This window comes from Marinobacter salexigens, assembly GCF_002806945.1.
GTDB classification, from domain to species: Bacteria; Pseudomonadota; Gammaproteobacteria; order Pseudomonadales; family Oleiphilaceae; genus Marinobacter; species Marinobacter salexigens.
This window is the reverse complement of the sequence record NZ_NIHC01000005.1, coordinates 196,094-219,958: the sequence shown is the minus strand read 5'-3', so window position 1 is coordinate 219,958 and position 23,865 is coordinate 196,094. Positions and strand designations below refer to the sequence as shown.

The following is a 23,865-nucleotide window of genomic DNA, read 5'->3' as shown; positions in this document are numbered from 1 at the left end:
TTCATCGGTCAGTCTTGCCGGTTTCGTGGCTGGTCGCGGGTAGCAATAGCCGGAAAGTGGTGCCTTCCGCCCCGGTATGAAAAGAAATGATGCCCTCGATGTCATCAACAAGTTGCTTCACAATGCTCAGGCCCAACCCGCTGTGACCCTCTCCTTTAGTGGTTTTTCCCGGCGTAAACAAGCTTTTTTGTAAACCATCGGGTATGCCTGTTCCCGTGTCGGCCACCGCTACCTCGACCCAGTTACGGTGTCCTTGCCACACTGGAGCTGAGGTTTTGATTGTAACGGTGCCTCCATTGACTGATAGGTTTTCAGCAGCGTTTCTGATCAGATTGATCAAAATCTGGCGAATTGCAGGCGGACCAACACTAACAAATGTGGGGGTCTTGCACAGCAGCACGTTCAAATGCAGATTTCCGCCGCTGAAAAGACTGTCTTCCAGCACCAGGGCGAGGTTTTGTATTTCTGCATTGAGGTCGGCTGTTCCGTCATTGGTGCTGTTAATCGTGGTGTGATTGATTTGCAACAGAAGGTTGCCGGCGCGATCGAGCTCTTCCCGCACCACTTCCAGCTGTTCCTGTACGCCGGGATCGTTCAGCCGGTTTCTGAGCTGATGAATGTACTGTCGAATGATCGTTAGGGGGTTGCTGATCTCATGTATCTGCCTGTGCAGTCTTTCCAGGGCAATCTGGCTGCTCAAAGCCCCCTCGTCTGTTCTGGGTTCCAGGGCGCCGTCTTTTTCCTGAAGAACAGCAGAAAGCTGTTGAATAAAAAGGCGCACCAGCTCAGACGTTGTATCGGGTATATCGCCATTAGCGCCCAGCACGAAAACGCCGGGGCAGCGATCACCTGTAACCACCGGCACAGCCACTAATGTGGATGTTCTTAATAGCGATAAAAGCTGCCGGTCGAGCACCTGAGGGGCCTGCAGATCAAGGCTGGCGGGCATTCGCGAGGTGAAAGCTTCGGTCAAGGCGCTGCCGCCTGCTTGCGGGCTTATGGCCAGGGGCGGGCCCTCTCCGACAGTGCCAGAAAGCAGAACAAGACTATTGTCGCTATGTCCAAAGTACAGAGCAGGTAACCCCGTAATCAGAGTCAGGCTACTGACCGTTTCCGCAAGGATGGCACCACTGTTGCCTGCAAGATCGACAATGCTGATGGCTTGCTGGGCGATGGTTTGCTGCAATACTGTGTGGCGGAGTTGCTGCGCCCCCGGCTCGACGTTGTAGCTGTTGATCAGCGGAATTCCCAGTGACTCTGCCACTTGGGATACGTCTTGGTTGATGCGTCGATTGACTTCCCGGATCAAATCCTCGTTGAGCCCGAACATAGTGCCGGCCGCTGCAATGCCTGCGGAGTCAGACAAGGCGAGGCGGGCTGCCAGGCTGATTACTTTGACCAGATGGCCTGCATCCAGCAATTCCGAAGGCAGCGCCTGTTGGTATCGCATAGCGTCTGCTGCCATGGGACCTAAACCCCAGGATGTCACCAGATCCGCCGCGATCTCTGATTGTCGATCCATGTAGTCTTGCCGGGCTTCCACGTCCGCCGTTTTAATGGCGATAAGTTCTCCGATATTGTGGAGCATTCCCAACATGAAGGCTTCATCGGCTTCCGGGTAGCGGGTCAGCGTTGCCAGGGCCCGAGCCGTAAGGGCGGTAGTCAGCGCGAGCCGCCAGAAGTCGCGTAATTGTTGCCAGGAACCGCCGCCCAGATCAAAAAGGATCTGACGCAGGGCTGTAGTCAGTATCAGTGTCTTGAAACGCCGTGTACCCAGGCGCATCAACGCCTGGTCTATTGAGCGAATTCCGGGTGTGGGGCCGTAAAGAGCAGAGTTTGCGAGCGCCAGGATGCGAACCACCAAGGCAGTGTCTGAAGCCACGATTTCGCTGATTGCACGGTAACTGTCATCTCGGTGGCAAGCTTCCAGCGCGCGCAGAATGACCTCCGGAAGGCTCGGTAGCTGAAGGTCGGGAACTGTATTCATAGGCTTGCCTGTCGCGCGCTAAGATCAGATCATGAAACTGTGTTCATTTTTATTATAAGTTGAGTGGGAGCTTAGACAAAAACTCGGGAAGATTAAACTACTACTGTTCTTTTTTTGATCTTCGTGTTCATCGAAGCGTGATGTGTGTACAATTTTTACAGTTTAAAGCGTCGTTTGTTGTTTTTGCAAGGATGTAAACTTGCCTGCCATGAGTGCTCAGGAATCTTCCATACACAAAGCGAACCCACCCAGAACCATCGCTGTAACTGGCGGAAAAGGAGGTGTGGGTAAAACGTCTGTTGCTCTTAATCTGGCGCTTACCCTGGCTCGCCACGAGAAGCGCGTACTGCTACTGGACGGCGATACCGATCTTGCCAATGTCAGTATCATGTTGGGGCTATACCCCGAGCGTACCCTGGCCAATGTGGTTACCGGTGAATGCCGTCTGGAAGACATTCTGCTGGAGGCAAATTATGGTTTGCATATCCTGCCAGGGGCTTCTGGTGTCCAGGAGTGCATGGACATGGCACCCGAGGACAGTTTCCGCATTCTGCGGGCCCTCTCAATGCTGGAAAGGCGCTATGACTATGTCATAACGGATACCGCAGCCGGCCTGCAACCGACTGGTTTGCATATGATTGCTGCAGCGGAGCTGGCGTGTGTGGTGGTAACGCCGGACCCTGCATCACTTACTGATGCATTTTCACTGATCAAAGTGTTGAAGCGCCGAGGCTACAAGCGAACACCCAGTGTGCTGGTCAACATGGCCCAGGGCGCCAGTCAGGCCCGCTCTGTGTTTCAGCGCCTCGATGCAGCCGCGCGACGCCACCTTCAGTCTTCCCTGCATTATATGGGAGGAATCTGGCGCGACGAGACCCTGCGCCAATCAGTATTGAATCAGCAGCCGGTGGCACTCCTACCCCTGTCTGACCCGTCCTGCCGCCAATTCAGTACTTTGGCAGACATGCTTGAGGTGCGCCTGGCGCAACTGCCTGTGCGTAAAGCCGGTATAGCCGCCTACTGGCACTCGGTTTCGAAGCGCCAATCTGCTTCAGCACGAAAGGCGGACGTTCAAGATGCTTCAGCCACTTCCCGAGAGCGCTGTTTGCAAGCCGTTGGTGAACTGGAAACGGTGCTCGGGGGCGCTGATGAAAGTGCAATGCTGCGATACGACGTTTTTATGCGCTTGTTTGCCCTGTTGGGGCGCACGCCAGACAACGACACTATAGAAATTATTCAGACTGGGCTGGGTGCCATTGCCTGGGAAAACCTGAGCTCGGAGCAGCGTGAGCATCTGGCAACACATCTCAGACACCTGGCTGATGAAATTACCCTGACTGACACTCCATCCGACAGTCCCGGCGAAGAAGAGCGGAGTCTGCCGCAGCCGGTGCTTCCCGAGCCATTTTATGACCGTATCAGTTTTGGTGATCAGGAAAACCTGGTCAAGGTTTTAAAGGAGCAGCCTTCCGGTATTTCCTTGAACCAGTTGCTCCGATCGCTGGCAAAAGAGGACGGCAGCGGGGCCTGAGTTAGCGGGGCCAGGGCGTAAACGAACGAACATGCCGGTTATTTCATCATTTCATTGCGAGAGTTTGTAGAGTAGCGTTTTGTGCTGGCGCGGTTAGGTGTGTTTCGGTGATAACCTTGCGGTTTGTCACCGTACTGCCATAGAAGTTGTGCAAGGATCGGGTACCGCAGGCATCCATGAAAAAGGAGTTTTGGTCATCGCAAATCAAACAAGGGAGGCTGAAATGTCTTCGTCCAAGGTACTTGAGCAGCTGCGAGGCAAGCATGTTCTGATTACCGGCACAACAGGGTTTCTGGGCAAGGTCGTGCTGGAAAAGTTGATTCGTGCAGTGCCTGACATTGGTGGTGTACATTTGCTGATACGAGGCAATAAGCAGAGTCCTGATGCCCGTAGCCGCTTCCTCCGTGAAATTTCCACCTCGTCTGTGTTTGATCGTTTACGCCAGGAGAACAGCGAAGCGTTCGAGGCTTTTCTGAACGAGCGCTTGCACTGTGTCACAGGTGAAGTAACACAGCCGGGTTTTGGCCTGCAGCCTGAGGCTCTCCAAAAACTGGCGGGCAGCATTGATGCTGTTATTAACTCCGCGGCCAGCGTCAACTTTCGGGAAGAGCTGGACAAGGCGTTATCTATCAACACCTTGTGCCTGCAAAATGTTGCTGAACTGGCGCGACTGAATCCGTCCCTTGCGGTTGTTCAGGTTTCAACCTGTTATGTAAATGGAATGAACTCTGGCCAGGTTACCGAATCGGTGATCAAGCCTGCAGGTGAGGATATTCCTCGCAACCCGTCAGGCTACTATGAAATTGAAGAGCTGATCCGGGTGCTTAACGACAGCATTGCAGATGTGCGCTCGCGCTACACCGGCAAAATGCTGGAGCGCAAACTTGTAGACTTGGGTATACGTGAAGCGAACCGCTACGGCTGGAGTGACACCTACACCTTCACCAAATGGTTGGGTGAGCAGTTGTTAATGAAGGCACTGGAAGGTCGAGCCATTACCATTGTGCGGCCATCCATTATTGAAAGTGCGCTGGAAGAACCGTCCCCCGGCTGGATTGAAGGCGTAAAAGTGGCGGACGCAATCATTCTTGCTTACGCACGGGAAAAAGTAACCATATTCCCTGGCAAGCGCTCTGGCATTGTGGATGTTATTCCCGTCGACCTGGTTGCCAACGCCATTATTCTTGCCGCTGCTGAGGCCATAGGCGAGCCACCACAGCCCAGAATTTATCAGTGCTGCAGTGGCAGCTCCAACCCGGTGTCTGTGGGTGAGTTCATTGACCACCTCATGGCAGAAGCTAAAACCAATTACGCCGCATACGGGAACCTGTTTTATCGCCGGCCCGTCAAACCCTTTATTGCAGTGAATCGGGTCCTGTTCGATGCCTTTGTGGGCGGTGTTCGCATACCGCTCAGCCTTACGCACCGGTTGATGGGACTGCTGGGGCAAGGCCGGGACTTCAAGGCGCTACGAAACCTTGATACAACGCGTTCGCTGGCAGCAATTTTCGGTTTTTATACCGCTCCGGATTACATCTTTCGCAATGATGATCTGCTGGCCTTGGCATCGCGCATGGGCGAGGTGGATAAGGCGCTGTTTCCAGTAGATGCCAGGCTGATTGACTGGGCGGTGTATTTGCGCAAGATTCATTTGGCAGGCCTTAACAAGTACGCACTCAGCGCGAAGAAGGCGCAAGGCCGGCGGGGCTCTCGGGATCGAAAGAAGGTTGCCTGATTTCTACCGGGTTCGTTAAGGGGGCTGCTTTTTATTTGAAACTCACGCTGTTTGGAAATTACCCTTGGATTTTTGCAGGTTAGTGAACGCTTTAAGCTAAAAGACCAAGAACGTTAGGACGTTAGTCTAATTCATTGTGTGATGGTTCACATGTTGAACTACAGCTATGTGTCCACAGGGCTTGCATGCCCGATTGCTCTGGATCGACCAAATCGACAATGACAACAAACTCTGATCAAAGGGGAGCACTATGACTGATAAAAACCTTTATCCGGTAAGCCCGGAAGTGGCTAAACGGGCCCTGATAAACCGTGAACAATATGACGAGATGTATCGTCAGTCTATTGCAGATCCAGATGCTTTCTGGGGAGAGCACGGAAAACGGATTGACTGGATCAAACCATACACGAAGGTCAAAAACACCACATTCGACCCCAAAAATGTGTCTATCAAGTGGTTTGAAGATGGCGAGTTGAATGCGTCTGCAAACTGCCTGGACCGTCATCTTGAAACCCGCGGTGATCAGACGGCCATCATTTTTGAAGGCGACGACCCAGCAGAGTCCCGTCATGTCAGTTACCGCCAGTTGCATGAAGAAACCAGTAAATTCGCTAATGTGCTTAAAAGCCTGGGTGTAAAGAAAGGTGATGTTGTCACTATTTACATGCCCATGATTGTTGAAACTGCCGTAGCCATGTTGGCGTGTACCCGGATTGGCGCCATCCACTCGGTTGTTTTTGGCGGCTTCTCGCCCGAGGCTTTGGGTGCCCGAATTGTGAATGGTAAGTCACGCTTCGTTGTGACCGCGGATGAAGGGCTTCGCGGTGGCCGCAAGGTACCATTGAAAAAGAACGTGGATGCTGCCCTGAAAGACAGGGAAGGTGTGGCGGTTGAGAAGGTTGTGGTTGTCAGCCGTACAGGAAACAAAGACTTGCCCTGGAATGACGACCGGGATGTGCGTTATGAAGATTTGATGGAAAGCGCGTCTGCCGAATGTCCGCCAGAGCCGATGAATGCAGAAGATCCTTTGTTCATGCTCTACACTTCAGGTTCTACTGGCGCACCCAAGGGCGTTTTGCATACTACCGGTGGTTATCTGGTATATGCCTCCATGACCCATGAGTATGTGTTTGACTATAAAGATGGTGATGTTTACTGGTGTACAGCAGACTTTGGCTGGGTAACAGGCCATAGTTATATTCTTTATGGGCCTCTGTGCAATGGTGCTACATCGCTTCTGTTTGAAGGTGTCCCCAACTACCCGGACAGTTCACGCATGGGCCAGGTTGTAGACAAGCACCAGGTTAATATTCTGTACACAGCACCAACGGCAATTCGGGCGCTGATGGCTGAAGGTGAGGCCTGCATGGAAGGCACAACGCGCAAGAGCCTGAAGTTGCTGGGTTCTGTGGGCGAACCCATAAACCCGGAGGCTTGGGAGTGGTACCATCGCGTTATAGGCAACGGGCAGTGCCCGATTGTAGACACCTGGTGGCAGACAGAAACCGGTGGCATTCTGATTGCGCCGCTGCCCGGAGCCGTTGATTTGAAGCCCGGTTCTGCGACTGTGCCTTTCTTCGGTGTCAAACCGGGCCTGATGGATAACGAAGGGAATCTGCTGGAAGGCAAAGCTGACGGCAACCTCGTTATTCTGGACAGCTGGCCAGGGCAGATGCGCACGATCTATGGTGATCACGAGCGCTTTATCCGTACCTATTTCAGCGCTTACCCCGGTATGTACTTTACCGAAGATGGCGCACGCAGGGACGAAGACGGAGATTACTGGATTACCGGGCGCGTTGATGATGTGCTTAACATTTCCGGGCACCGCTTGGGCACTGCCGAAGTCGAGAGCGCTCTTGTGGCTCACGACAAGGTGGCAGAAGCTGCGGTTGTTGGTTTCCCCCATGACATTAAAGGTCAGGGACTCTACGTTTATGTGACTCTGATGCAGGGTGAAGAGCCTTCAGATGAGCTCAAAAAAGAGCTGGTACAATGGGTTCGCAAGGAAATCGGCCCCATAGCCTCCCCGGATGTCATCCAGTGGGCACCGGGCATGCCTAAAACGCGGTCAGGCAAAATTATGCGCCGGATTCTGCGTAAGATTGCTGCTAACGAGCACGACCAGTTGGGAGACACCTCTACACTTGCAGATCCAAGCGTGGTGGATGATCTCATCAGCAATCGTGAGTTTAAATAAGGTCTGAAAACAGGCCGTAAACCTGTGAGGAATCGGTTTAATGACACAAACAATTATCGTCGCTGATGATCATCCGCTGTTTCGGGCTGCCCTGAAACAGGCGGTCAGTCAGGCGGTACCTGATGCGGAAACAGTAGAAGTGGATAGCATCAAGGCCCTCCAGGCGTCGGTAGATTCGCACCCGGATGCAGATCTGGTCCTGCTTGATCTGAACATGCCGGGTGCCCACGGTTTCTCGGGGCTGGTGTTCATGCGTGGACAATACCCCGGGCTACCCGTGGTGGTTGTGTCAGGGTCGGAGCAATTGCAGGTAATGCGGCGCTCGATTGACTATGGGGCGTCTGGCTTTATTCCAAAGTCGGCGCCACTGCCCACCATTACCGAGGCCATTCGAGCTGTTCTAGAGGGTGATGTGTGGCTGCCGGAAGGTGTAGCAGACAAGCTTGAACGCATGCATGCCGACACCACCGACTTCTCTGAAAAACTGGCGTCACTGACCCCGCAACAATTCCGGGTTCTGGGTATGCTGGCAGAAGGCCTTCTGAACAAGCAGATCGCCTACGATCTGGAAGTGTCAGAGGCGACCATCAAGGCGCATATCACGGCGGTGTTCCGCAAGCTTGGAGTTCGGAATCGTACCCAAGCGGTGATTGCAATACAGCAGATGGAGATAGATCCTTCGGATCAGTCTTTGTCTGGTAGCTGAGGTTCCGTAATTCAGGAGGCCGGGCAGGGGAGGTGTTCCCAAAACACGCTGTGAATACATCCCTGTACGCTCGGCTCCGCCATCCATGGCTCCGCACGGTTTTGGGAACACCTCCCCTGCCCGTCCGGCATTTGCGGGAACCCGGCTACTTACTCCCAGCGTACCCCAACTCCTTGTCCACCATGTTGAACAACTCTTCACCACCGTGCCAACGGTCAAAATTCTCCAGAAACTGATCGGTAAGCGCACGATGCCAGCCGACAAAGTCGCCGGCCATGTGTGCCGTCATGATGACATTTTCCATATCCCAAAGCGGGTGGCCTTCCGGCAAGGGTTCTTCCTCAAATACATCAAGCCCAGCTCCTGCTATTTCACCGCTCTCCAGCGCAGCAATGAGATCGCCTGTTTTGACAATCGGGCCACGGCCAACGTTGATAAGGCGAGCGGTGCTTTTCATTGCCTTGAATGCCTTCTCATCAAACAGGCCCTCCGTTTGCGGTGTAAGAGGTGCCGCAATAACCACGTAATCGGCATGTCCCAGTTGCTGGTATAGATCGTCATTGCCATGCACAGCGACAAAGTCCGGATCACTCTTGCGAGCTGTCCTGGCAATGCCATGGGGCTTCATGCCGGCGGCTGCAACCAGTCGACCAATCTGCCGGCCGATAGAGCCTGCGCCGACTACAAGAACCTGCTTGCCCGTGGCTCTTTCTGTATCTCTATGTTTCCACTGGTGTTTCATCTGAAGTCGTATCGACCCCGGGAAGTCCTTGGCAAACATCAGAATTGTACAAAGCACATACTCTGCGATGGTTCGATCGAATATGCCTTTTGCGTTGGTGACTACAACGCTGCTGTCGGTGAGAGCGGGGAACATCAGGGCATCCACTCCAGCACTGGTGGCATGTATCCATCTCAGTTTGTCTGCACAGCCCCAAGCAGCCTCAAGAGCCTCGGTACGAAAATCAGTCACCATCATCACATCGGTACCCGGCAAGGTACTTCGCAGAGTTGTCTCATCGCTGGCAAAGCGCACCTCGGCGCGCGCCCGAAGAGAATCCATTCCCGGTGGCTCCTGATCTCCGGGGGCGGTGAGGACAGTTACAACAGGCTTGCTGGGATGGGACATTGAACCTCCACGGCATGGATGACTGGTTTGCGAGAGCGGCTGTATGGGCCAGACATTTTCCTCTACACAGCCCTGAAGCTAGTCTGGTAGGCGGATGCAATCTGGTCAACCTCACCCCGGATATATAGCTGGGATCACCAATACCTGTGGTGGGTACTTGTACCTATCATGTCCTTGCAGGCATCACCTTGTATGCCTGTATTTTACTGACTAATCTCCAAGGGGGTCGGTTTGGCCCCACCCGTTCCCGTTGTAGGAGGTTGTTATGGCAAATGGCGCCAACAGAGATACCGGCGAGGATAAAGTTCGGAAAGTGAAGTACCGGAAAGCCAAGGCAAGTTGGAACCCTGCCATGCAGGCGATTCCTGTGCCGGGAATTCGGCGTATGGTGAACATGGCCTCCACCATGAAAGATGTGATCCATCTGTCGATCGGCCAGCCGGACCTGCCAACACCCAAGCATGTTATCGATGCTTATATTGATGCCCTTAATGCAGGCCAGACCGGTTACACCATGGATGCCGGCCTACCTGAACTGCTTGTGGCATTGAGGGACTACTACAGCAAACGTTACAACCGCAAACTCACCAGAGATAACATTCTGGTGACCAGCGGGGCGACTGAGGCTATGTATCTGGCCATCTCGGCTACTTCTGCGCCTGGCCGGCAGTTTATCGTGACGGACCCCTCGTTCCTGCTCTATGCACCCTTGATTCGTATGAATGGGGGAGAGGTAAAGTTTGTACCGACCCGGGTGGAGAACGACCACCAGCTTGATCCCGAAGAGGTAATTGCGGCGATGGGGCAGCGTACCTTTGCCATAATACTTAATAACCCCAACAACCCCACAGGTGCCGTATACCCTCGCAGTACGGTAGAGGCCATCCTGGAGGAATGTGCTTATCGGGGCATACAGGTCTACGCCGATGAGGTGTACGACCACATGATTTTTGATGATGAAGATTTCGCCAGTGTCCTGAGTTGCTCAATGGATCTGGATAACATCATGTGTATCAGTAGTTTCTCGAAAACCTACAGTATGGCGGGGCTACGTGTAGGCTGGGTAATTGCCAGCCAGGCAACCATCAAATACCTGCGGCGCTATCACATGTTCACTACGTCGGTCGCGAATACTCCTTCACAATTTGCGGGAGTCGCGGCGCTCACCGCTGATCAGCAATGTGTAAGGGACATGGTGAATATTTATCGTGAGCGCAGGGATAAGGTGGTGGAGCTGGTCGAACAGACGCCTTACCTGACCGGGTACAAACCGGGCGGGGCCTTCTTCGCATTCCCGGACTTGCCGCGCCATGTTGATGGATCGGATCTGGCGCTGCGAATGCTTAAAGAAACCGGTGTGTGCGTGGTGCCGGGTGATGCATTTGGCGAAGCTTGCACCAACGCGATTCGCATCAGCTTTTCTACCACCTGTGAGAACCTTGAGGCAGCGTTTGATCGTATTATTCCATGGATGGCCAAACAGCAGTTTTGACGAGTACCTGTGACGAGTACCTATAAGGAGTGCCTATGTCGGCTCTGGATTCTGTGCTAATCCAGTGCCCCTATTGCTGGGAGACGCTGGACATCAGCGTCGACCCATCAGTAGCGGAACAAGAGTATGTCGAAGATTGCCAAGTATGCTGTCAGCCCATTTTATTGCGGATTGCGTTTGATGATAATCTTACCCCGCATGTGGATGCTCATGCTGAAAATGAGTAATCGGTACGCATTCTGACCAATTATTAACCTGCCAGCCTTGTTGCACCTTCCTCGCTGCCGCAGGATAGACAATAAACCTGTGGAGAATAAGCGATGAAACAGCAACACCTTAAAAGCCTTTGGGCTCTGATGATCATGGTTTTGGCCCTGACTACTGGGTGCGCCAGTATGTCTCCTTACTCGATCTCGGAAGGTGAGTTGGAACGGCATCTACAAAAAGCTGTAAGTGATTACGATCGCCAGCAGTTGCAAAATGGTTCACCCCTTAGCATGAGCCTGAGTGGTGCTGACGTAACTTTAGGACCGGATGGTCGTGATGTGGCGGTTATCGATGTTAAAGGGCAGGTTGCACTGAACGCGATACTGACAAAGCTTCCGGTTGACATTGCCCTTAAAGTGGAAGGTGCGCCGGTATATGACAGCAAAGAAAAAGCCATTTTTATTCGCAGGATAAAACTGCTGGAAAGCAGCATCGATGCAGGTTTCTTCAAAGGTGATCTTGCACCAGTGACTGATACAGTAATGGGCGTTGTCGCTCAAATGCTGGAGACCATGCCGGTATATCGATTGAATGAAAGCAACATGGCTGAGCGTATGTTCGGTCTGGTGCCAATGGATGTTCGTGTGGCGCCTGGCCGGCTTGAATTTGTCATGGATGATAAATAGCCATCTAGCTGATAAAGCAGAGCCAGAAACTGTTTTCTGGCTCTGCAACCTCCTTTAGGCTGACAACCTTTTGCAGATGGCGTCTCCAATCGCCTGAGTTCCCCGTCGTGCCCCTGCGTTTTCTGCAAGGTCGGTCGCGACCGCATCAAAAAGTTCCTTGCCTGCTAACGCCATTACCGGGTCTTTCCGGCCAAACCACTCCAGCATGCGTGCGGCGGTAAACAGCATGGCTGTTGGGTCTGCCAAGCCCTGGCCAGCGATGTCTGGAGCACTACCGTGGGTAGGCTCGAACATGGAAGGCATGTCGGGGTCGGTAGGGTTGAGGTTGCAGGAGGGCGCAACCCCCATTCCACCGGACAGTACGGCCGCAAGGTCGGTCAGAATATCCCCCTGCAGGTTGCTCGCAACCACCACATCGAATGCCCAGGGGACTTGCACAAACTTCATACAGGCTGCATCCACCAGTTCATGATGGGTGGCCACATCCGGGTATTCCTTGCTGATTTCTTCGAAGGCTTCAGTGTACATGTCACCCCAATAACGCAGCGCATTACGCTTGGTGATCAGGCACACCTGGCTTTCACAGGTGCTGCCATCAAGAGTGCGAAACTCTCTGGTGCGGCCTTCTGTTGCGCGTTCGGCTGCCCGGGTGCGAGCTTGCTCAAACCCGTAACGAATGATTCGGTCGGTAGCTTTACGGGTAAACACTTCCATTTGTGTCGCAATCTCATCTTCAGTGCCCTGACGCAAACGACCACCCTGGCTAACGTATTCTCCCTCGGAATTTTCCCGAATCACCAGCATATCTATGTCTTTTGCGCGCTCGTCTGCGAGATATTGGCGGGCGCCGGGCAGCAGGCGGGCAGGGCGCTCGCATACCCATTGATCAAAGCCTTTACGCATTTCCAGCAGAGGTGCCAACGAAACGCTATCGGTCAAAAGGTAGCGATTCGGATCGTCCAGGGGGCCAGGATCACCCAGTGCACCCAGTAATATGGCGTCATAAGCTTTGAGCTGAACCAAGGCATCTGCAGGCATGGATTCGCCGTGCTCCTGGTGCCAGGCGTGAGACGGCCATGGAAACTCATCCCACTCAAGATTGAGGTTATGCTTGGTGCGCAGGGTTTCCAGGCAGCGTATGGCTTCCCCCACAACCTCCGGGCCAATGCCGTCGCCCGGTGTCACTGCAATGCGGGTAGTCTGGGCCATTTTGGAGACTCCTTTTTCAAATTGACTCGTATGGATAACCAACCCAGTTTAGTCAGGGAAACCTGGGTTGCCACTGGTGTTGGAAAGAAACCCCTTTTACCCGCCTGCAGCCCGACGCTATAGTGTGTCCGCAATTAGCGTATTCGCTCTTTTTCCGTTTCTACTTACTACAGGAAGGCAACTTTGCTTTACCGACTTCTGACCATCATTGGCGGCCTGGTATTTGTGGCGGCGCTTTTCGCGCTGGTATGGTTTTTCTGCAAGAAGTTTCTACAGCGCCAAGGCGTTATCGAAAACCTGCCAGACCGCACAACCGAGCTGGCCACCTGGACCTTTGCCGGCATGAGTATTGGGCTGGTGTTTGCAGTAGTTGGGGCGTTTATTCTTGGCCCTTGGGCGTTTTATCGCACCCTGCGTGGGCATGGGGTTGATATCTCCGATGGCGCGGCCATTTGGTGGGGGTTCGGAATAGTGCTGGCCTCCCTCGGCATTACTGCAATTGGCTTTTTCGGCTTTCTGATGGCCGTGGGTGCTTACTGAATCGCCTTGAGCTGCTCCCGAAACCAGATAAGCGCCGGCTCCTGACCGTAGGCTGTGTGCCAGTACAGGTGCACATCGACTGAGGGCAGGTCGGCTGGCGGATTCATTATGGTGATATTTGCCCGCTCGGAAATAATCTGGGCGTAGGTTTCAGGCATGGTCAGTAACATATCCGTTCCTTCGACCACCCGGCAGGCGGCGTAATAGTGCTGGCAGCGCAGGCGTATGCTGCGCTGAACCCCTAGCCTTGATAATTCAAAATCCTCAATTCCCGGCCCTTCTGCGCGTGATGAGACCAACACGTGCCGCGCAGAAAGGTATCCGTCCATATCCAGAGCGTCTGCTGCCAGCGGGTGGCCCTCCCGCGCCAGAACTACAAGCCTGTCCTGCCTGAGAAGCTCGTGGGAAGTTTGGTTGCTGACCGGCAGCAAAACATCCACCGCGAAGTCCAGTTTGCCTGCGGCCAATTGTGTTTCCATATCCCGCCGGGGAATGCGTTTGCTGGCTATCTCCAACTCCGGATACGCGTATAACCGCTGCATAAGCGGCGGCAGAAACGTTGATTCAAGAACATCCCTCAGCCCCAAAGAATAGGTTTTACGCTGGTTTGCCGGGTCAAAGGCGTGGAACTGATTTACTGCACCCTGAATCTGGGTAAGCCCAGGCTTCATGGATTCCAGAAAACGTCGGGCCAGAGGTGTAGGCACCATCTGATTGCCCTGGCGGGTGAACAGCGGGTCGTCAAAATGGTCCCTCAATCGAGACAGTGAATGGCTAACGGCAGGTTGGGTGAGGTGTAACGCCTTAGCTGCCCGGGTAAGACTGCCTTCCCGGTATATCGTGTCAAATACATGCAGCAGGTTGAGATCCAGACGATTCCCGGCCATAGTCATTAATCTCTATAAGAATTAGTTTTGATAATAGTAAACGATAAGAATAATTCAGTCGCGTAATAGTTTGAGCAGCCCTAGACTGGTTTAATCGTGCTTATAGTCATCGCACCGTTTGCTAGTCTATCTAATAGATGTTGTTCAATTTCTGAGAGGGTTCGGCAATGGATTTCAGTATCTCCGAGAAGGGTCAGGATTATCTCAAACGTGTAAAAGCGTTTATGGCGGAAGAAATTCTCCCGGTAGAAGCCCAGTATCACAAGGAACTGGCATCTCTTGAAAACCGCTGGGTTGTGCTGCCAATCATCAAGGAACTCAAGGAAAAAGCCAAAGCTCAAGGCCTCTGGAACATGTTCTTCCCGGATGAAGAGCACGGTTGTGGCCTGCTTAACTCTGATTACGCCCTGATTGCTGAAGAAACCGGCCGCAGCTTTATTGCCCCCGAAATTTTCAACTGCAATGCGCCCGACACAGGCAACATGGAAGTGCTCATTCACTACGGGTCGGAAGAGCAGAAAGCTGAATGGCTCCCACGCTTGCTTAGCGGCGAAATCCGCTCTGCGTTCTGCATGACCGAGCCGGCAGTGGCCTCATCCGATGCAACCACCATGGAAGCAACAGCCGTAGTGGAAGGTGATGAAGTAGTGCTGAACGGCCGCAAATGGTGGAGCACCGGTGTTGGCCACCCGGACTGCAAAGTTGCTATTTTCATGGGACTGTCTGAACCCGACGCCCACAAGCACCGCCGCCACTCCATGGTTCTGGTACCGATGGATGCACCGGGCGTAACCATTGAGCGCATGCTTCCTGTGTTTGGTGAATACGACGAACCCTATGGCCATGGCCAAGTCCTGTTCGAAAACGTTCGCCTGCCCAAGAGCGCCTTTATTGCCGGTCCCGGCCGCGGTTTCGAAATTGCCCAGGGTCGCCTTGGGCCTGGCCGTGTACACCACTGCATGCGAGCAATCGGTGCCGCCGAGCGCACGCTTGAACTTCTGGTGAAACGGTCATTGAGCCGCGAGGCTTTTGGACGCCCGCTGGCGAAGCTAGGTGGCAACCCGGACATTATTGCTAATGCCCGTATGTCCATCGAACAGGCGCGCTTGTTAACACTGAAGTGTGCTTGGGCTCTGGATACCAAAGGCATTGCCGGCGCCATTCAGGAAGTCGCCATGATCAAGGCGCTGATTCCCAATATGCTGCAAACCATTGTGGATCAGGCCATTCAGATTCACGGTGGTGCTGGTGTGAGCGACGACGACTTCCCACTGACCCAATTGTTTGCCTATGCTCGTGTACTCAGGTTGGCTGATGGCCCGGATGAAGTGCATCGTGCCACGGTTGCGAGACTGGAACTGCGTAAATACAAAAGCTGACGGCCAACGAAAATGATGAGAGGAGCCGACGGAGGGGCGGGTTGATGAAACTGTGCGGAGCCATGGATGGCGGAGCCAAGCGTACAAGGACGTATCCACAGCGTGTTTCAGCAACCCGCCCCTCCGGCGGCTCCGCCGTACTCCAATGCTTAGGTACTGTTTTCAATAACAAACAACGGACAACCCCATGACACAAAGAGTATTCGTAACAGGCGGCGCAAGCGGCCTAGGCCGAGCCATTGCACTGCGTTATGCCAGAGAAGGCGCTAAGGTCTGTATCGGTGACATCAATCCCGAACAGGGCGTAGGTGTTGAGCAGGAAATTAACAATGCCGGTGGCGAAGGCTACTTTGTTGAGTGCGACGTTCGGCGCCTGACAGATCTCGAAAAAATCTGCGCCGATCTCACCGAGAAGTGGGGCGGTGTGGACGTAGTGGTGAATAACGCCGGTGTGGCCTCTGCTGGCTCCATTGAAGACACCACCATGGCCGACTGGGAATGGATCATCGATATCAACGTACTGGGTGTTGTGCGCGGCTGTAAGGCGTTCACACCCCAGTTCAAAAAGCAGGGCTCAGGAACCTTTGTGAATATTGCCTCCATGGCAGGCCTCATGCTCGCGCCGCTAATGGACAGCTACAATGTATCCAAGGCCAGTGTTATTGCACTGTCTGAAACCCTGCGGCAGGAATTACGGGGTGACGGTATCAGTGTTAGCTGCGTTTGCCCTGCGTTTTTCCAGACTAACCTAACCCAAAGCATGCGCTCAGACATTCCCGGTATTCAGCAGAACGTGAACAAGCTGATGAAGCGCTCGACCATTACTGCAGATCAGGTTGCCGACGACATAGTGCGCTCAGCGAAGAAAAAAGATTTCTGGGTGCTTCCCCACGTGAAAGAGCGCCGCCTGTGGATACTCAAGCGTTATGCGCCAGCGGTGTTTGACAAGCTGATGTATGAAGAGAGCAAACGCTGGATGAAGAAGATGGGCAATAAGGCCAAAGCCTGATTAGCACACGGGAACAAAAGGAGAGTGATGAATGACCCAGATTGACCAGGCAGCAGATATCCGCGAAGGCGAAGAGCTGGACCTTTCCGCAGTAGACCGCTTCATGAAAGGTGCCATCCCGGACCTGACCGGCGAGCCGGTTATTCGCCAGTACCCGGGTGGCGCTTCCAACCTGACCTATCAGGTGGACTACGGTGACCGTTCCTTCGTTTTGCGCCGCCCACCCTTTGGCAAAATTGCAAAATCCGCCCACGACATGCTGCGTGAAGCCAGAGTGATGCAGGCGCTGAAGCCTGTTTACCCTTATGTACCCAACATCATTGCCATTTGTGACGACCACGACGTGCTGGGTTGCGATTTTTATGTGATGGAACGCCTGAAAGGCATCATTCTGCGCCAGGACTTCCCAAAAGATCTTGAAATGGATGAAGCCGATACCCGCAAGCTGTGCCTGAGCGTCATCGACAAGATGGTGGACTTGCACAGGGTTGCCGCCAAAGCCGCTGGCCTGGACTCCTTGGGCAAGGGCGAAGGTTATGTTCAGCGCCAGATAGGCGGCTGGAGCGATCGTTTCCGCAAGGCCCGCACAGGCGATGTGGGCGATTTTGAGGAGGTGATGGCCTGGCTCAATGAAAAGATGCCAAACGATGTGGCCCAGGTTGTGATTCACAACGACTACCGCTTCGACAACGTGGTGCTGAACCCGGACAACCCCTTTGAAGTGATCGGGGTACTGGATTGGGAAATGGCCACCATTGGCGACCCGCTGATGGACTTGGGTAATACGCTTGCCTACTGGATAGAGGCGGATGATGACGAGTCATTCAAAATGCTGCGTCGTCAGCCTACCCACCGCCCTGGAATGCTCACTCGGAAAGAAGTCGTTGAGTACTACATGGAGAGGTCCGGTTTCCACGCAGATAACTTCGACTTTTACGAGATCTACGGGCTGTTCCGTTTGGCGGTGATCGTGCAACAAATCTACTACCGCTTCTATCACGGCCAAACCAGTGATAAGCGTTTTGCCATATTCGGCCACGCAGCCAACAGTCTGGAGAAGCGCTGCAAGCGTTTGATCGCAGAGAGCTCGCTGTAATGGCTACGGTTTACCTTGTACGCCATGGCCAGGCCAGCTTTGGCAAAGAAAATTACGATCAGCTTTCCAAAAAAGGCTGGGAGCAGGGCAAGATACTCGGGCGCTGGATGACCGATAAATTTGAGCCAGCGGCGATTTTTGGCGGCGATTTGCAGCGGCATCGGGAAACCGTAGAAGCCATCGCAACCGGCTATGGTGCGGAGCTGCCGGATATGCAGGTTGCTCTTGGCTTTAACGAATTTGATCACGAATCCATCGTAAACCGTTATCGACCAGAGTGGCGCGATTGGCATGTGATGGCGAGGGACCTGGCGGCTTTCCCGAAACCCGCGGCAGCCTTTCAGAAGGCATTTGTTGAAGCCGTACGCCGCTGGGCGTCTGGTAAGTATGATGCAGAATACGATGAGACTTGGCCGGAATTCCAAGCCCGGGTACTCTCGGCCTTTGATGAAATGATCGAATACGCAGACGGCGGCGATGTTCTGGTGTCCACATCCGGCGGGCCCATCGCCGCTATGTGCCAGCACCTTTTAAGCCTGAGCGACGAGCGCACATTGGGGCTGAATGAAGTCATTGCCAACACCAGCGTTACCCGTGTGCTCTACTCCGCAGGTCGCCGCAGCCTGTCTGTTTTCAATAATTATAGCCACCTGGAAGCGGAAGACCCCGCCCTGGTGACCTTCCGATAACAAATTGAGGTGAACCAATGAGCAAGAAAGACCTGTTTGATCTGACCGGAAAGATTGCCCTGATTACCGGTGCCAGCCGTGGTATTGGCGAGAGCATTGCCCGCACACTGGCGGATTACGGCGCCCACGTGATCGTAACCAGCCGCAAGATTGATGGCTGTGAAGCCGTAGCCAGCAGCATTCGCGAAGCGGGTGGCAGTGCTGAAGCCTATGCCTGCCACATTGGCGAGATGGATCAAATAGAAGCGATCTGGGCGCATATCGAAAAAGAACACGGCAAGCTGGATATTCTGGTGAACAACGCCGCAGCCAACCCTTACTTCGGTCCGGTTGAAGATACAGATCTGGGTGCCTTCCAGAAAACCGTCGACGTAAACATTCGCGGTTACTTCTTCATGTGTGCCCGTGGCGCGCAATTGATGAAGAAGCAGGGCGGTGGCTCCATTGTTAACGTAGCGTCTATTAACGGTGTGAATCCTGGCCACTACCAGGGCATTTATTCGATCACCAAAGCAGCGGTTATTTCCATGACCAAATCCTTCGCGACCGAGTTGGGGCAGCAGAACGTTCGCGTTAATGCGCTCTTGCCTGGGCTCACAGATACAAAGTTTGCCAGCGCACTGACCACTAATGAAGCAATCAAAAAGCAGGCGATGGCGCACATTCCTGTGAAGCGCATTGCCGACCCTGATGAGATGGCCGGCACTGTGTTGTACCTGGTATCAAATGCATCCAGCTACACGACGGGTGCCTGCATTAATGTGGATGGTGGTTACTTAACGGTCTGATCAATTATAAATGTGCGATGCGACCTCAGGGCCAGAAACACAGGTAAGGGCTTTGAAGTCGCCGCGCAATTCCGACACCTTGCTGGCCAGATGGTCAAGATGTGAAGCTTCGCCTGCTTGCAGAAGTTGCTGAATCAATGAGCTCATGGCCGCCATGCTGTCGTCCATCCTCTTTGCATAGGCATCGCCGCGGCCTGCTTCCGGGTTGTTGATCAACTCTGTGACGGTTGCGCCAAAGCCAGGCTCATTGCGATTCTCGAGGGCATTCAGCAGGGCTTTTTGCCAATTGCGGCGGCCCGCCAGCCAGATTTCTGTCTGTCCTTTCCGGCTTTCCGACCAGTCATTTATGAGGCTCTTCTGAGTGGCGTTCAGGCTGCCCAGCCAACGCTCGGCTCGCTCTTCCGTGCGCTCCGCCCGTGCTTGCGCAATTGTTTCAGCGTCGCCGGCCAGGAATTCCTCTTCCATTTCCCGATGGTTTTCTGCCATGTTCTCGGCCAGCTCACGCACCTGTTCGTCGTTGAGACTGGAGAGCAGGCGCACGGCGCCGGGTGTTATTTGGCGCATCAAGGGCGGCAGGAGCGTAAGAAGTTGGTCCTGATGCCTGCGAATGTCAGCCGGGCCAGGTTTGCCGGTGGCCAATTCGCTCCGGAGGTCGTGCAGCCATGCCTGATAGCGCGGCAACTCGGTACTGCAGTGCCATTGTCTTAATTCGTCAATGTCGGCGTTCAATTGCTGCTTTTGGGCTGTCGTAAGAGTTATGAAATCCTCTACCCACCAGACAATACCCCAGTCTGCGTAACGATACGCAAGTCGGGTTGAGCTACACCCTGTGACAACCAGGATTAAGACCAGCAGGAGTGCGGCCGTTCGAACGCTGCGTACTTTAGAATGACTCATAAGGCGCCCGGCTCGGTAAAAGCCTATCGATAAAAGGTTATAAGCTTATTATCATTATTCGATTGTGTCTTTATAGTTTACGTCATCCTGAGGTTTTCGGATGCAGTTATCCGAACACTTCTATCTTTATTGAGGAGAACTCATGAGCCGAATTAAACCCGCCCGCCTGCGCCAGCTTGTGTTCGGATTCTACATGTCTGGGATGATGTCTTTGTTGATGTCCGGGGTAATCACCGTGATCAACACAGGCATGGATAGTGCGTTTCTGTACCGCTGGGCTCCGGCATTTCTGGTGGCGTGGGCAGTTGCATTCCCCGTGGTGACGTTCGTAGCGCCAGTGGCGGTGAAACTAACGGAGCTAACTCTGGGGCAGCCCGGCCGTGAGAATAAGCGCACACCTGTAAACTGAAATGTAAAGTCGCATCATCTGTTTTTATTGTCCTCCCGTAAGTTGTTTTGACGCACATGTCAGGGACTGAATTTGTGCAGGTTCGAACCACTTAACCCTGGTATTTACTCCCGGAATAAGAGGACGAGACACAATGAAAACAAAATATGCACTTACAATGGTTCTGGCCGGCAGTTTGATGCTGGTGGGATGTAGTGACGATGATGATGACTCGGTAGCGCAAGAACCCATGTCGAAGGTGAGAGTGCTCCACGCCTCGCCGGATGCTCCTGCAGTTGACGTGGCTATCGATGGCAATGTTGTGTTGACCGGCGTTAAGTTCCAGCAGGGTACTGGCTACCTTTATGTTCCTGCAGGCACCCGTGAGATCAGCGTTCAGGTAGGCGGAGCAGACGTGCTGATTGAGAGTTTTGCACTGGACGAGGGGCGCTTCTACTCGATCATTGCTCAGGATAGCGTTGCATCCCTGGATCTGGAGGCTTTGGACGACACAGAGCGTCGCGCAAACGGCACGATTGATGTGACGGTTGTGCATGCTTCACCAGACGCCGGCAGTGTTGATGTGAACGTAACGGCACCTGGCGCTGCACTGCCTGCGATGCCGACATTGCCCAATGTACCCTTCGGCGCCAACGCCACTCTTGATCCGGTTCCCGCAGCCGATTATCAGGTTCGGATCGCCGGGGCAGGTGGTTCGGATATCGTCTATGACTCCGGTGCGCTTGCAATCGCTTCTGACGTGACGGTTGTGGCTGTCAACAGCGTTAAAGGCGTGTCGCCCGTGAGTCTTCTGGTGTGGGCTGAAAGCGACCCTGTTGTAACGGCTGTGCTCAGCAACAGCGCCGAAGTGCGGATTGTTCATGCGGTTGAAGACGTTACTGTTGATGTTTTTGTCGATGGCGAAGAAGCGAAAGGTGATTTTCTCTATGGAACCAATACACCCTACCTTGTGTTGCCTGCAGGTGATCGGGACGTTGCGGTTGCGCCTGCAAATGGTGGCATTGGCGGTGCGCTTGCAACACTAGGCGGCACCCTGACGCTGGAGCGCGGGGAGTCTTACACGGTGATTGCTGCGGGCGATGTGAATCAGTTGTCCAAGACTCGGCTGATAGTGCTGGCTGACCGTAGGGCGCCGAGCGATGCTGCTCAAGCGGATGTCCGGCTGGTTCATGCTGCCGCCGCACCCGAAGCCCAGCCGGTTGATATCTTCGTGCTGCCGGCAGGCGGTCCGGTGATGGGTGAACCGACGTTCCCGGATGTCCTGCTTGGCAAAGATACGGGCTACGTAACGGTTCCGGCAGCAACTTATGATGTGACCATTGCAGCAGATGGCACCACGATGGCAGCGGTTCCAGGTACTCAGGGTCTTGATTTGCCAGCCGGCAGCGTTACTACGGCTATTGCAATTGGCGCAAGTGTTGGCAGTCTTGAAGCATTGCTTCTGGAAGACCGCCGCGAAGCTTTGACCCCGTAACGAGAGTAAGATCCACCTGCCGTTAACGCCCTGGTTTTGCCGGGGTGTTTTTTATTGAATAGAAATACTGGTATCGCTTGTACTGGCTTTGGTCAGAGTCGTTCCTGTCGGCGGCCGGTAATGCAGGGAATAAAGAATCCGATCAAGAACCGCCTGACCATTCCAGGCAGGATCATTATTCACCATGCCCACAACCGCCCAGGTTGTATTGTTCTCATCCCGGGTGAAGCCAGCAATAGATCGTACGTTTTCCAGGTAACCGGTTTTAATGCGACCTTCGCCGTCCATGCCCGTATTGCGCAGGCGGCGAGCCATGGTCCCGTCCATGGCGATAATCGGCATAGAGGCCATAAGGTCTGAAGAGTAAGGGCTGTTCCAGGCGAGTTGAAGAATTTTGGCGCCTTGCCTTGCGGTAATTCTGCCATGGCGTGTAAGGCCTGCGCCGTTGTCGATCACCATGCCGTCAGTATCGACTCCTTTCTTCTGCAGCCAGTCATAAATAACGCGAATTCCGGCAACCCGATCATCGTTTTCGTTGTCCAAGCGGTTTTGGGCGCCAATGGTCAGCAAGAGTTGCCTGGCCATTACGTTGCTGCTCCACTTATTGATGTCCCGTACCATGGTAACCAGATCGGGCGACGTGGTTTTCATAACCAGTCGCGCAGTTTCCGGGGTTATCCCGATCTGGTTACCACCCGACACGATGATGCCCATCTCGGAAAGGAGCGTGCGAATCATCGAAGCGCTGTATTGCTCATGGGGCAGTAAGGACAGGTATTTTGTGGTGCGGCATCCTTGTGGCAGTTCGCCCGTTACCCGCACCGTTACCTTCCCGCCTGCCTGAATCACCGGTTCCCAGTCAAAACTGCGGCGCGCCGGGCAGGGCCCATCGGCTACTGCGGTCACCCGGTTGTCGATAGCAACCTCGTTAAGAGTGGGTGTGCTCCAGGCTTGTGTGCCGCGTTCATCGGCTCGAATCTGGAAGTGTATGAGGTTGAGGTTGGTCAGGTAGGCAGATGGCTCAACCAGAAACGGTGCGTGTGGGTTATCTCCATTATCCTTGAACGCGGGAAAGCCGCCATCAATTTTAAAATAGCTGCCGTCCAGCACAAGGTCGCCGTCAATGCGATTAATCCCCATGTCGCGGAGTTCACGCAGGGTTGTCCATAGCCGTTCGAAAGTGAGTTTCGGGTCGCCCCCAAAGCGTACATAGAGGTTGCCCTGGAGAGTATCACCAACCATTTGCCCATCCGTGAGAAAGTCCGTATCCCAGTGATGGGTGGGGCTGAGGATTTCCAGGGCTGCATAGGTGGTGATCACCTTCATAATGGAGCCAGGGCTCATGGGTACATCGGCATTGATGTTCTGGTCAAGCCCTGGGCCATTCAGGGGGACAGCGGCCATGCTCAAGGCTTCTTCGCTCTTAAGGGATTTCGTTGCGTAGTCGCGCATCTGGCTGGCCCAGAGGCGATTGCCAGTGAAGCCTGCGCCATCGTCGCTATCAGCCATTGCCGATGGTAGGTATAGTGCCGGGGCCAAGACGAGAGCTGCAGCCAGAAGTCTCGCTGGGCGTCTATAGCGTCGAAAGCTGGTTTTTTCTGCGCTGTTTGAGTGCGGCATATCCGAAATCACCATAAATAGCTGCCTGATGAAATATGAAGATGAACTCCCTACATGAACAATAGCCCATCTTTGCCATTTGTACTATGCAGAAAACCTCTACATGACGTTAATAAATGCCAGTAGATAGCTTGTTTGTATTGGGAATTTGTGACTGAGTGTAAGCCAGCTTTTGCAAAGCGGTGAGGCATGTAA

The 23,865-nt window shown here is 53.8% G+C and carries 21 protein-coding genes; 15 read left to right on the top strand and 6 right to left on the bottom strand.

Features of this window, described 5'->3' with window-relative positions:
- Nucleotide 1: 1 nt before the first annotated feature.
- Nucleotides 2-1,987: an HDOD domain-containing protein gene (locus tag CDH47_RS11210; RefSeq protein WP_100639984.1), complete on the bottom strand. Its 1,986-nt coding sequence runs from the start codon at nt 1,985-1,987 to the stop codon at nt 2-4.
- 208 nt (nt 1,988-2,195) lie between these two features.
- Here CDH47_RS11210 and CDH47_RS11205 point away from each other — a divergent pair, with 208 nt between their 5' ends.
- The 4 genes from CDH47_RS11205 (at nt 2,196) to CDH47_RS11190 (ending at nt 8,159) form a co-directional block, all read left to right on the top strand.
- Nucleotides 2,196-3,518 (top strand): AAA family ATPase, encoded by a 1,323-nt coding sequence (locus CDH47_RS11205; protein ID WP_100639983.1) that lies wholly within the window; start codon nt 2,196-2,198, stop codon nt 3,516-3,518.
- Between the two features lie 223 nt (nt 3,519-3,741).
- Nucleotides 3,742-5,253, top strand: a complete 1,512-nt coding sequence (locus CDH47_RS11200) for a fatty acyl-CoA reductase (protein ID WP_100640186.1) — start codon at nt 3,742-3,744, stop codon at nt 5,251-5,253.
- 250 nt (nt 5,254-5,503) lie between these two features.
- Entirely contained in the window at nt 5,504-7,453 is a 1,950-nt protein-coding gene (acs, locus tag CDH47_RS11195; RefSeq protein ID WP_100639982.1) for an acetate--CoA ligase, read from the top strand.
- Nucleotides 7,454-7,493: 40 nt separating this feature from the next.
- Nucleotides 7,494-8,159 (top strand): response regulator transcription factor, encoded by a 666-nt coding sequence (locus tag CDH47_RS11190; protein ID WP_100639981.1) that lies wholly within the window; start codon nt 7,494-7,496, stop codon nt 8,157-8,159.
- A 145-nt stretch (nt 8,160-8,304) separates the two neighbouring features.
- Here the strand turns inward: CDH47_RS11190 and CDH47_RS11185 are convergent, their stop codons facing one another.
- The gene (locus tag CDH47_RS11185) at nt 8,305-9,288 is read right to left on the bottom strand and encodes a D-2-hydroxyacid dehydrogenase (RefSeq protein WP_100639980.1); all 984 of its coding nucleotides are present in this window, start codon (nt 9,286-9,288) and stop codon (nt 8,305-8,307) included.
- Between the two features lie 265 nt (nt 9,289-9,553).
- Between CDH47_RS11185 and CDH47_RS11180 the strand changes: the two genes are divergently transcribed.
- From CDH47_RS11180 to CDH47_RS11170, 3 genes are all read left to right on the top strand, one after another.
- The gene (locus CDH47_RS11180; RefSeq protein WP_100639979.1) at nt 9,554-10,780 is read left to right on the top strand and encodes a pyridoxal phosphate-dependent aminotransferase; all 1,227 of its coding nucleotides are present in this window, start codon (nt 9,554-9,556) and stop codon (nt 10,778-10,780) included.
- Nucleotides 10,781-10,815: 35 nt separating this feature from the next.
- A complete protein-coding gene (locus tag CDH47_RS11175; protein WP_100639978.1) occupies nt 10,816-11,007 on the top strand; it encodes a CPXCG motif-containing cysteine-rich protein in 192 nt (63 codons plus the stop codon).
- A 93-nt stretch (nt 11,008-11,100) separates the two neighbouring features.
- Nucleotides 11,101-11,673, top strand: a complete 573-nt coding sequence (locus CDH47_RS11170) for a YceB family lipoprotein (RefSeq protein ID WP_100639977.1) — start codon at nt 11,101-11,103, stop codon at nt 11,671-11,673.
- 54 nt (nt 11,674-11,727) lie between these two features.
- Here the strand turns inward: CDH47_RS11170 and CDH47_RS11165 are convergent, their stop codons facing one another.
- Nucleotides 11,728-12,882 (bottom strand): isocitrate/isopropylmalate dehydrogenase family protein, encoded by a 1,155-nt coding sequence (locus tag CDH47_RS11165; protein WP_100639976.1) that lies wholly within the window; start codon nt 12,880-12,882, stop codon nt 11,728-11,730.
- A gap of 183 nt (nt 12,883-13,065) precedes the next feature.
- Between CDH47_RS11165 and CDH47_RS11160 the strand changes: the two genes are divergently transcribed.
- Nucleotides 13,066-13,422: a hypothetical protein gene (locus CDH47_RS11160; RefSeq protein WP_100639975.1), complete on the top strand. Its 357-nt coding sequence runs from the start codon at nt 13,066-13,068 to the stop codon at nt 13,420-13,422.
- Here the strand turns inward: CDH47_RS11160 and CDH47_RS11155 are convergent.
- On the bottom strand, nt 13,416-14,309 hold the full coding sequence (locus CDH47_RS11155; RefSeq protein ID WP_100639974.1) for a LysR family transcriptional regulator: 894 nt from the start codon (nt 14,307-14,309) through the stop codon (nt 13,416-13,418). The two genes, CDH47_RS11160 and CDH47_RS11155, sit on opposite strands and share 7 nt — an antisense overlap.
- 167 nt (nt 14,310-14,476) lie before the next feature.
- Here CDH47_RS11155 and CDH47_RS11150 point away from each other — a divergent pair, with 167 nt between their 5' ends.
- The 5 genes from CDH47_RS11150 (at nt 14,477) to CDH47_RS11130 (ending at nt 19,270) form a co-directional block, all read left to right on the top strand.
- On the top strand, nt 14,477-15,688 hold the full coding sequence (locus tag CDH47_RS11150; RefSeq protein WP_100639973.1) for an acyl-CoA dehydrogenase family protein: 1,212 nt from the start codon (nt 14,477-14,479) through the stop codon (nt 15,686-15,688).
- A 187-nt stretch (nt 15,689-15,875) separates the two neighbouring features.
- Nucleotides 15,876-16,697: an SDR family oxidoreductase gene (locus CDH47_RS11145; RefSeq protein ID WP_100639972.1), complete on the top strand. Its 822-nt coding sequence runs from the start codon at nt 15,876-15,878 to the stop codon at nt 16,695-16,697.
- 31 nt (nt 16,698-16,728) lie between these two features.
- Nucleotides 16,729-17,793: a phosphotransferase family protein gene (locus CDH47_RS11140; RefSeq protein ID WP_100639971.1), complete on the top strand. Its 1,065-nt coding sequence runs from the start codon at nt 16,729-16,731 to the stop codon at nt 17,791-17,793.
- Nucleotides 17,793-18,482: a histidine phosphatase family protein gene (locus CDH47_RS11135; RefSeq protein ID WP_100639970.1), complete on the top strand. Its 690-nt coding sequence runs from the start codon at nt 17,793-17,795 to the stop codon at nt 18,480-18,482. The genes CDH47_RS11140 and CDH47_RS11135 overlap by 1 nt, the downstream gene beginning before the upstream one ends.
- Before the next feature lie 17 nt (nt 18,483-18,499).
- Complete coding sequence (locus CDH47_RS11130; protein ID WP_100639969.1) at nt 18,500-19,270, top strand: SDR family oxidoreductase; 771 nt, start codon at nt 18,500-18,502, stop codon at nt 19,268-19,270.
- On the opposite strand, the gene CDH47_RS11125 is transcribed toward CDH47_RS11130, so the two are convergent.
- Nucleotides 19,271-20,167: a DUF6279 family lipoprotein gene (locus CDH47_RS11125; RefSeq protein WP_100639968.1), complete on the bottom strand. Its 897-nt coding sequence runs from the start codon at nt 20,165-20,167 to the stop codon at nt 19,271-19,273.
- Nucleotides 20,168-20,309: 142 nt separating this feature from the next.
- On the opposite strand from CDH47_RS11125, the gene CDH47_RS11120 reads away from it, so the two are divergent.
- Nucleotides 20,310-20,576, top strand: a complete 267-nt coding sequence (locus CDH47_RS11120) for a DUF2798 domain-containing protein (protein ID WP_100639967.1) — start codon at nt 20,310-20,312, stop codon at nt 20,574-20,576.
- 133 nt (nt 20,577-20,709) lie between these two features.
- Nucleotides 20,710-22,050 (top strand): DUF4397 domain-containing protein, encoded by a 1,341-nt coding sequence (locus CDH47_RS11115; RefSeq protein ID WP_100639966.1) that lies wholly within the window; start codon nt 20,710-20,712, stop codon nt 22,048-22,050.
- 51 nt (nt 22,051-22,101) lie between these two features.
- Here the strand turns inward: CDH47_RS11115 and dacB are convergent, their stop codons facing one another.
- Nucleotides 22,102-23,559: a D-alanyl-D-alanine carboxypeptidase/D-alanyl-D-alanine endopeptidase gene (gene dacB, locus CDH47_RS11110; RefSeq protein ID WP_193601645.1), complete on the bottom strand. Its 1,458-nt coding sequence runs from the start codon at nt 23,557-23,559 to the stop codon at nt 22,102-22,104.
- Nucleotides 23,560-23,865: the final 306 nt, after the last annotated feature.

Coding starts and splice junctions, on each gene's coding strand:
- CDH47_RS11135 (WP_100639970.1), top strand. CDS start 17,793: ATGGCTACGGTTTACCTTGTACGCCATGGCCAGGCCAGCTTTGGCAAA.
- CDH47_RS11205 (WP_100639983.1), top strand. CDS start 2,196: ATGAGTGCTCAGGAATCTTCCATACACAAAGCGAACCCACCCAGAACC.
- CDH47_RS11120 (WP_100639967.1), top strand. CDS start 20,310: ATGAGCCGAATTAAACCCGCCCGCCTGCGCCAGCTTGTGTTCGGATTC.
- CDH47_RS11185 (WP_100639980.1), bottom strand. CDS start 9,288: ATGTCCCATCCCAGCAAGCCTGTTGTAACTGTCCTCACCGCCCCCGGA.
- CDH47_RS11115 (WP_100639966.1), top strand. CDS start 20,710: ATGAAAACAAAATATGCACTTACAATGGTTCTGGCCGGCAGTTTGATG.
- CDH47_RS11140 (WP_100639971.1), top strand. CDS start 16,729: ATGACCCAGATTGACCAGGCAGCAGATATCCGCGAAGGCGAAGAGCTG.
- CDH47_RS11170 (WP_100639977.1), top strand. CDS start 11,101: ATGAAACAGCAACACCTTAAAAGCCTTTGGGCTCTGATGATCATGGTT.
- CDH47_RS11210 (WP_100639984.1), bottom strand. CDS start 1,987: ATGAATACAGTTCCCGACCTTCAGCTACCGAGCCTTCCGGAGGTCATT.
- CDH47_RS11130 (WP_100639969.1), top strand. CDS start 18,500: ATGAGCAAGAAAGACCTGTTTGATCTGACCGGAAAGATTGCCCTGATT.
- CDH47_RS11190 (WP_100639981.1), top strand. CDS start 7,494: ATGACACAAACAATTATCGTCGCTGATGATCATCCGCTGTTTCGGGCT.
- CDH47_RS11145 (WP_100639972.1), top strand. CDS start 15,876: ATGACACAAAGAGTATTCGTAACAGGCGGCGCAAGCGGCCTAGGCCGA.
- CDH47_RS11150 (WP_100639973.1), top strand. CDS start 14,477: ATGGATTTCAGTATCTCCGAGAAGGGTCAGGATTATCTCAAACGTGTA.
- CDH47_RS11200 (WP_100640186.1), top strand. CDS start 3,742: ATGTCTTCGTCCAAGGTACTTGAGCAGCTGCGAGGCAAGCATGTTCTG.
- CDH47_RS11155 (WP_100639974.1), bottom strand. CDS start 14,309: ATGGCCGGGAATCGTCTGGATCTCAACCTGCTGCATGTATTTGACACG.
- CDH47_RS11165 (WP_100639976.1), bottom strand. CDS start 12,882: ATGGCCCAGACTACCCGCATTGCAGTGACACCGGGCGACGGCATTGGC.
- CDH47_RS11125 (WP_100639968.1), bottom strand. CDS start 20,167: ATGAGTCATTCTAAAGTACGCAGCGTTCGAACGGCCGCACTCCTGCTG.
- CDH47_RS11180 (WP_100639979.1), top strand. CDS start 9,554: ATGGCAAATGGCGCCAACAGAGATACCGGCGAGGATAAAGTTCGGAAA.
- acs (WP_100639982.1), top strand. CDS start 5,504: ATGACTGATAAAAACCTTTATCCGGTAAGCCCGGAAGTGGCTAAACGG.
- CDH47_RS11175 (WP_100639978.1), top strand. CDS start 10,816: ATGTCGGCTCTGGATTCTGTGCTAATCCAGTGCCCCTATTGCTGGGAG.
- dacB (WP_193601645.1), bottom strand. CDS start 23,559: ATGGCTGATAGCGACGATGGCGCAGGCTTCACTGGCAATCGCCTCTGG.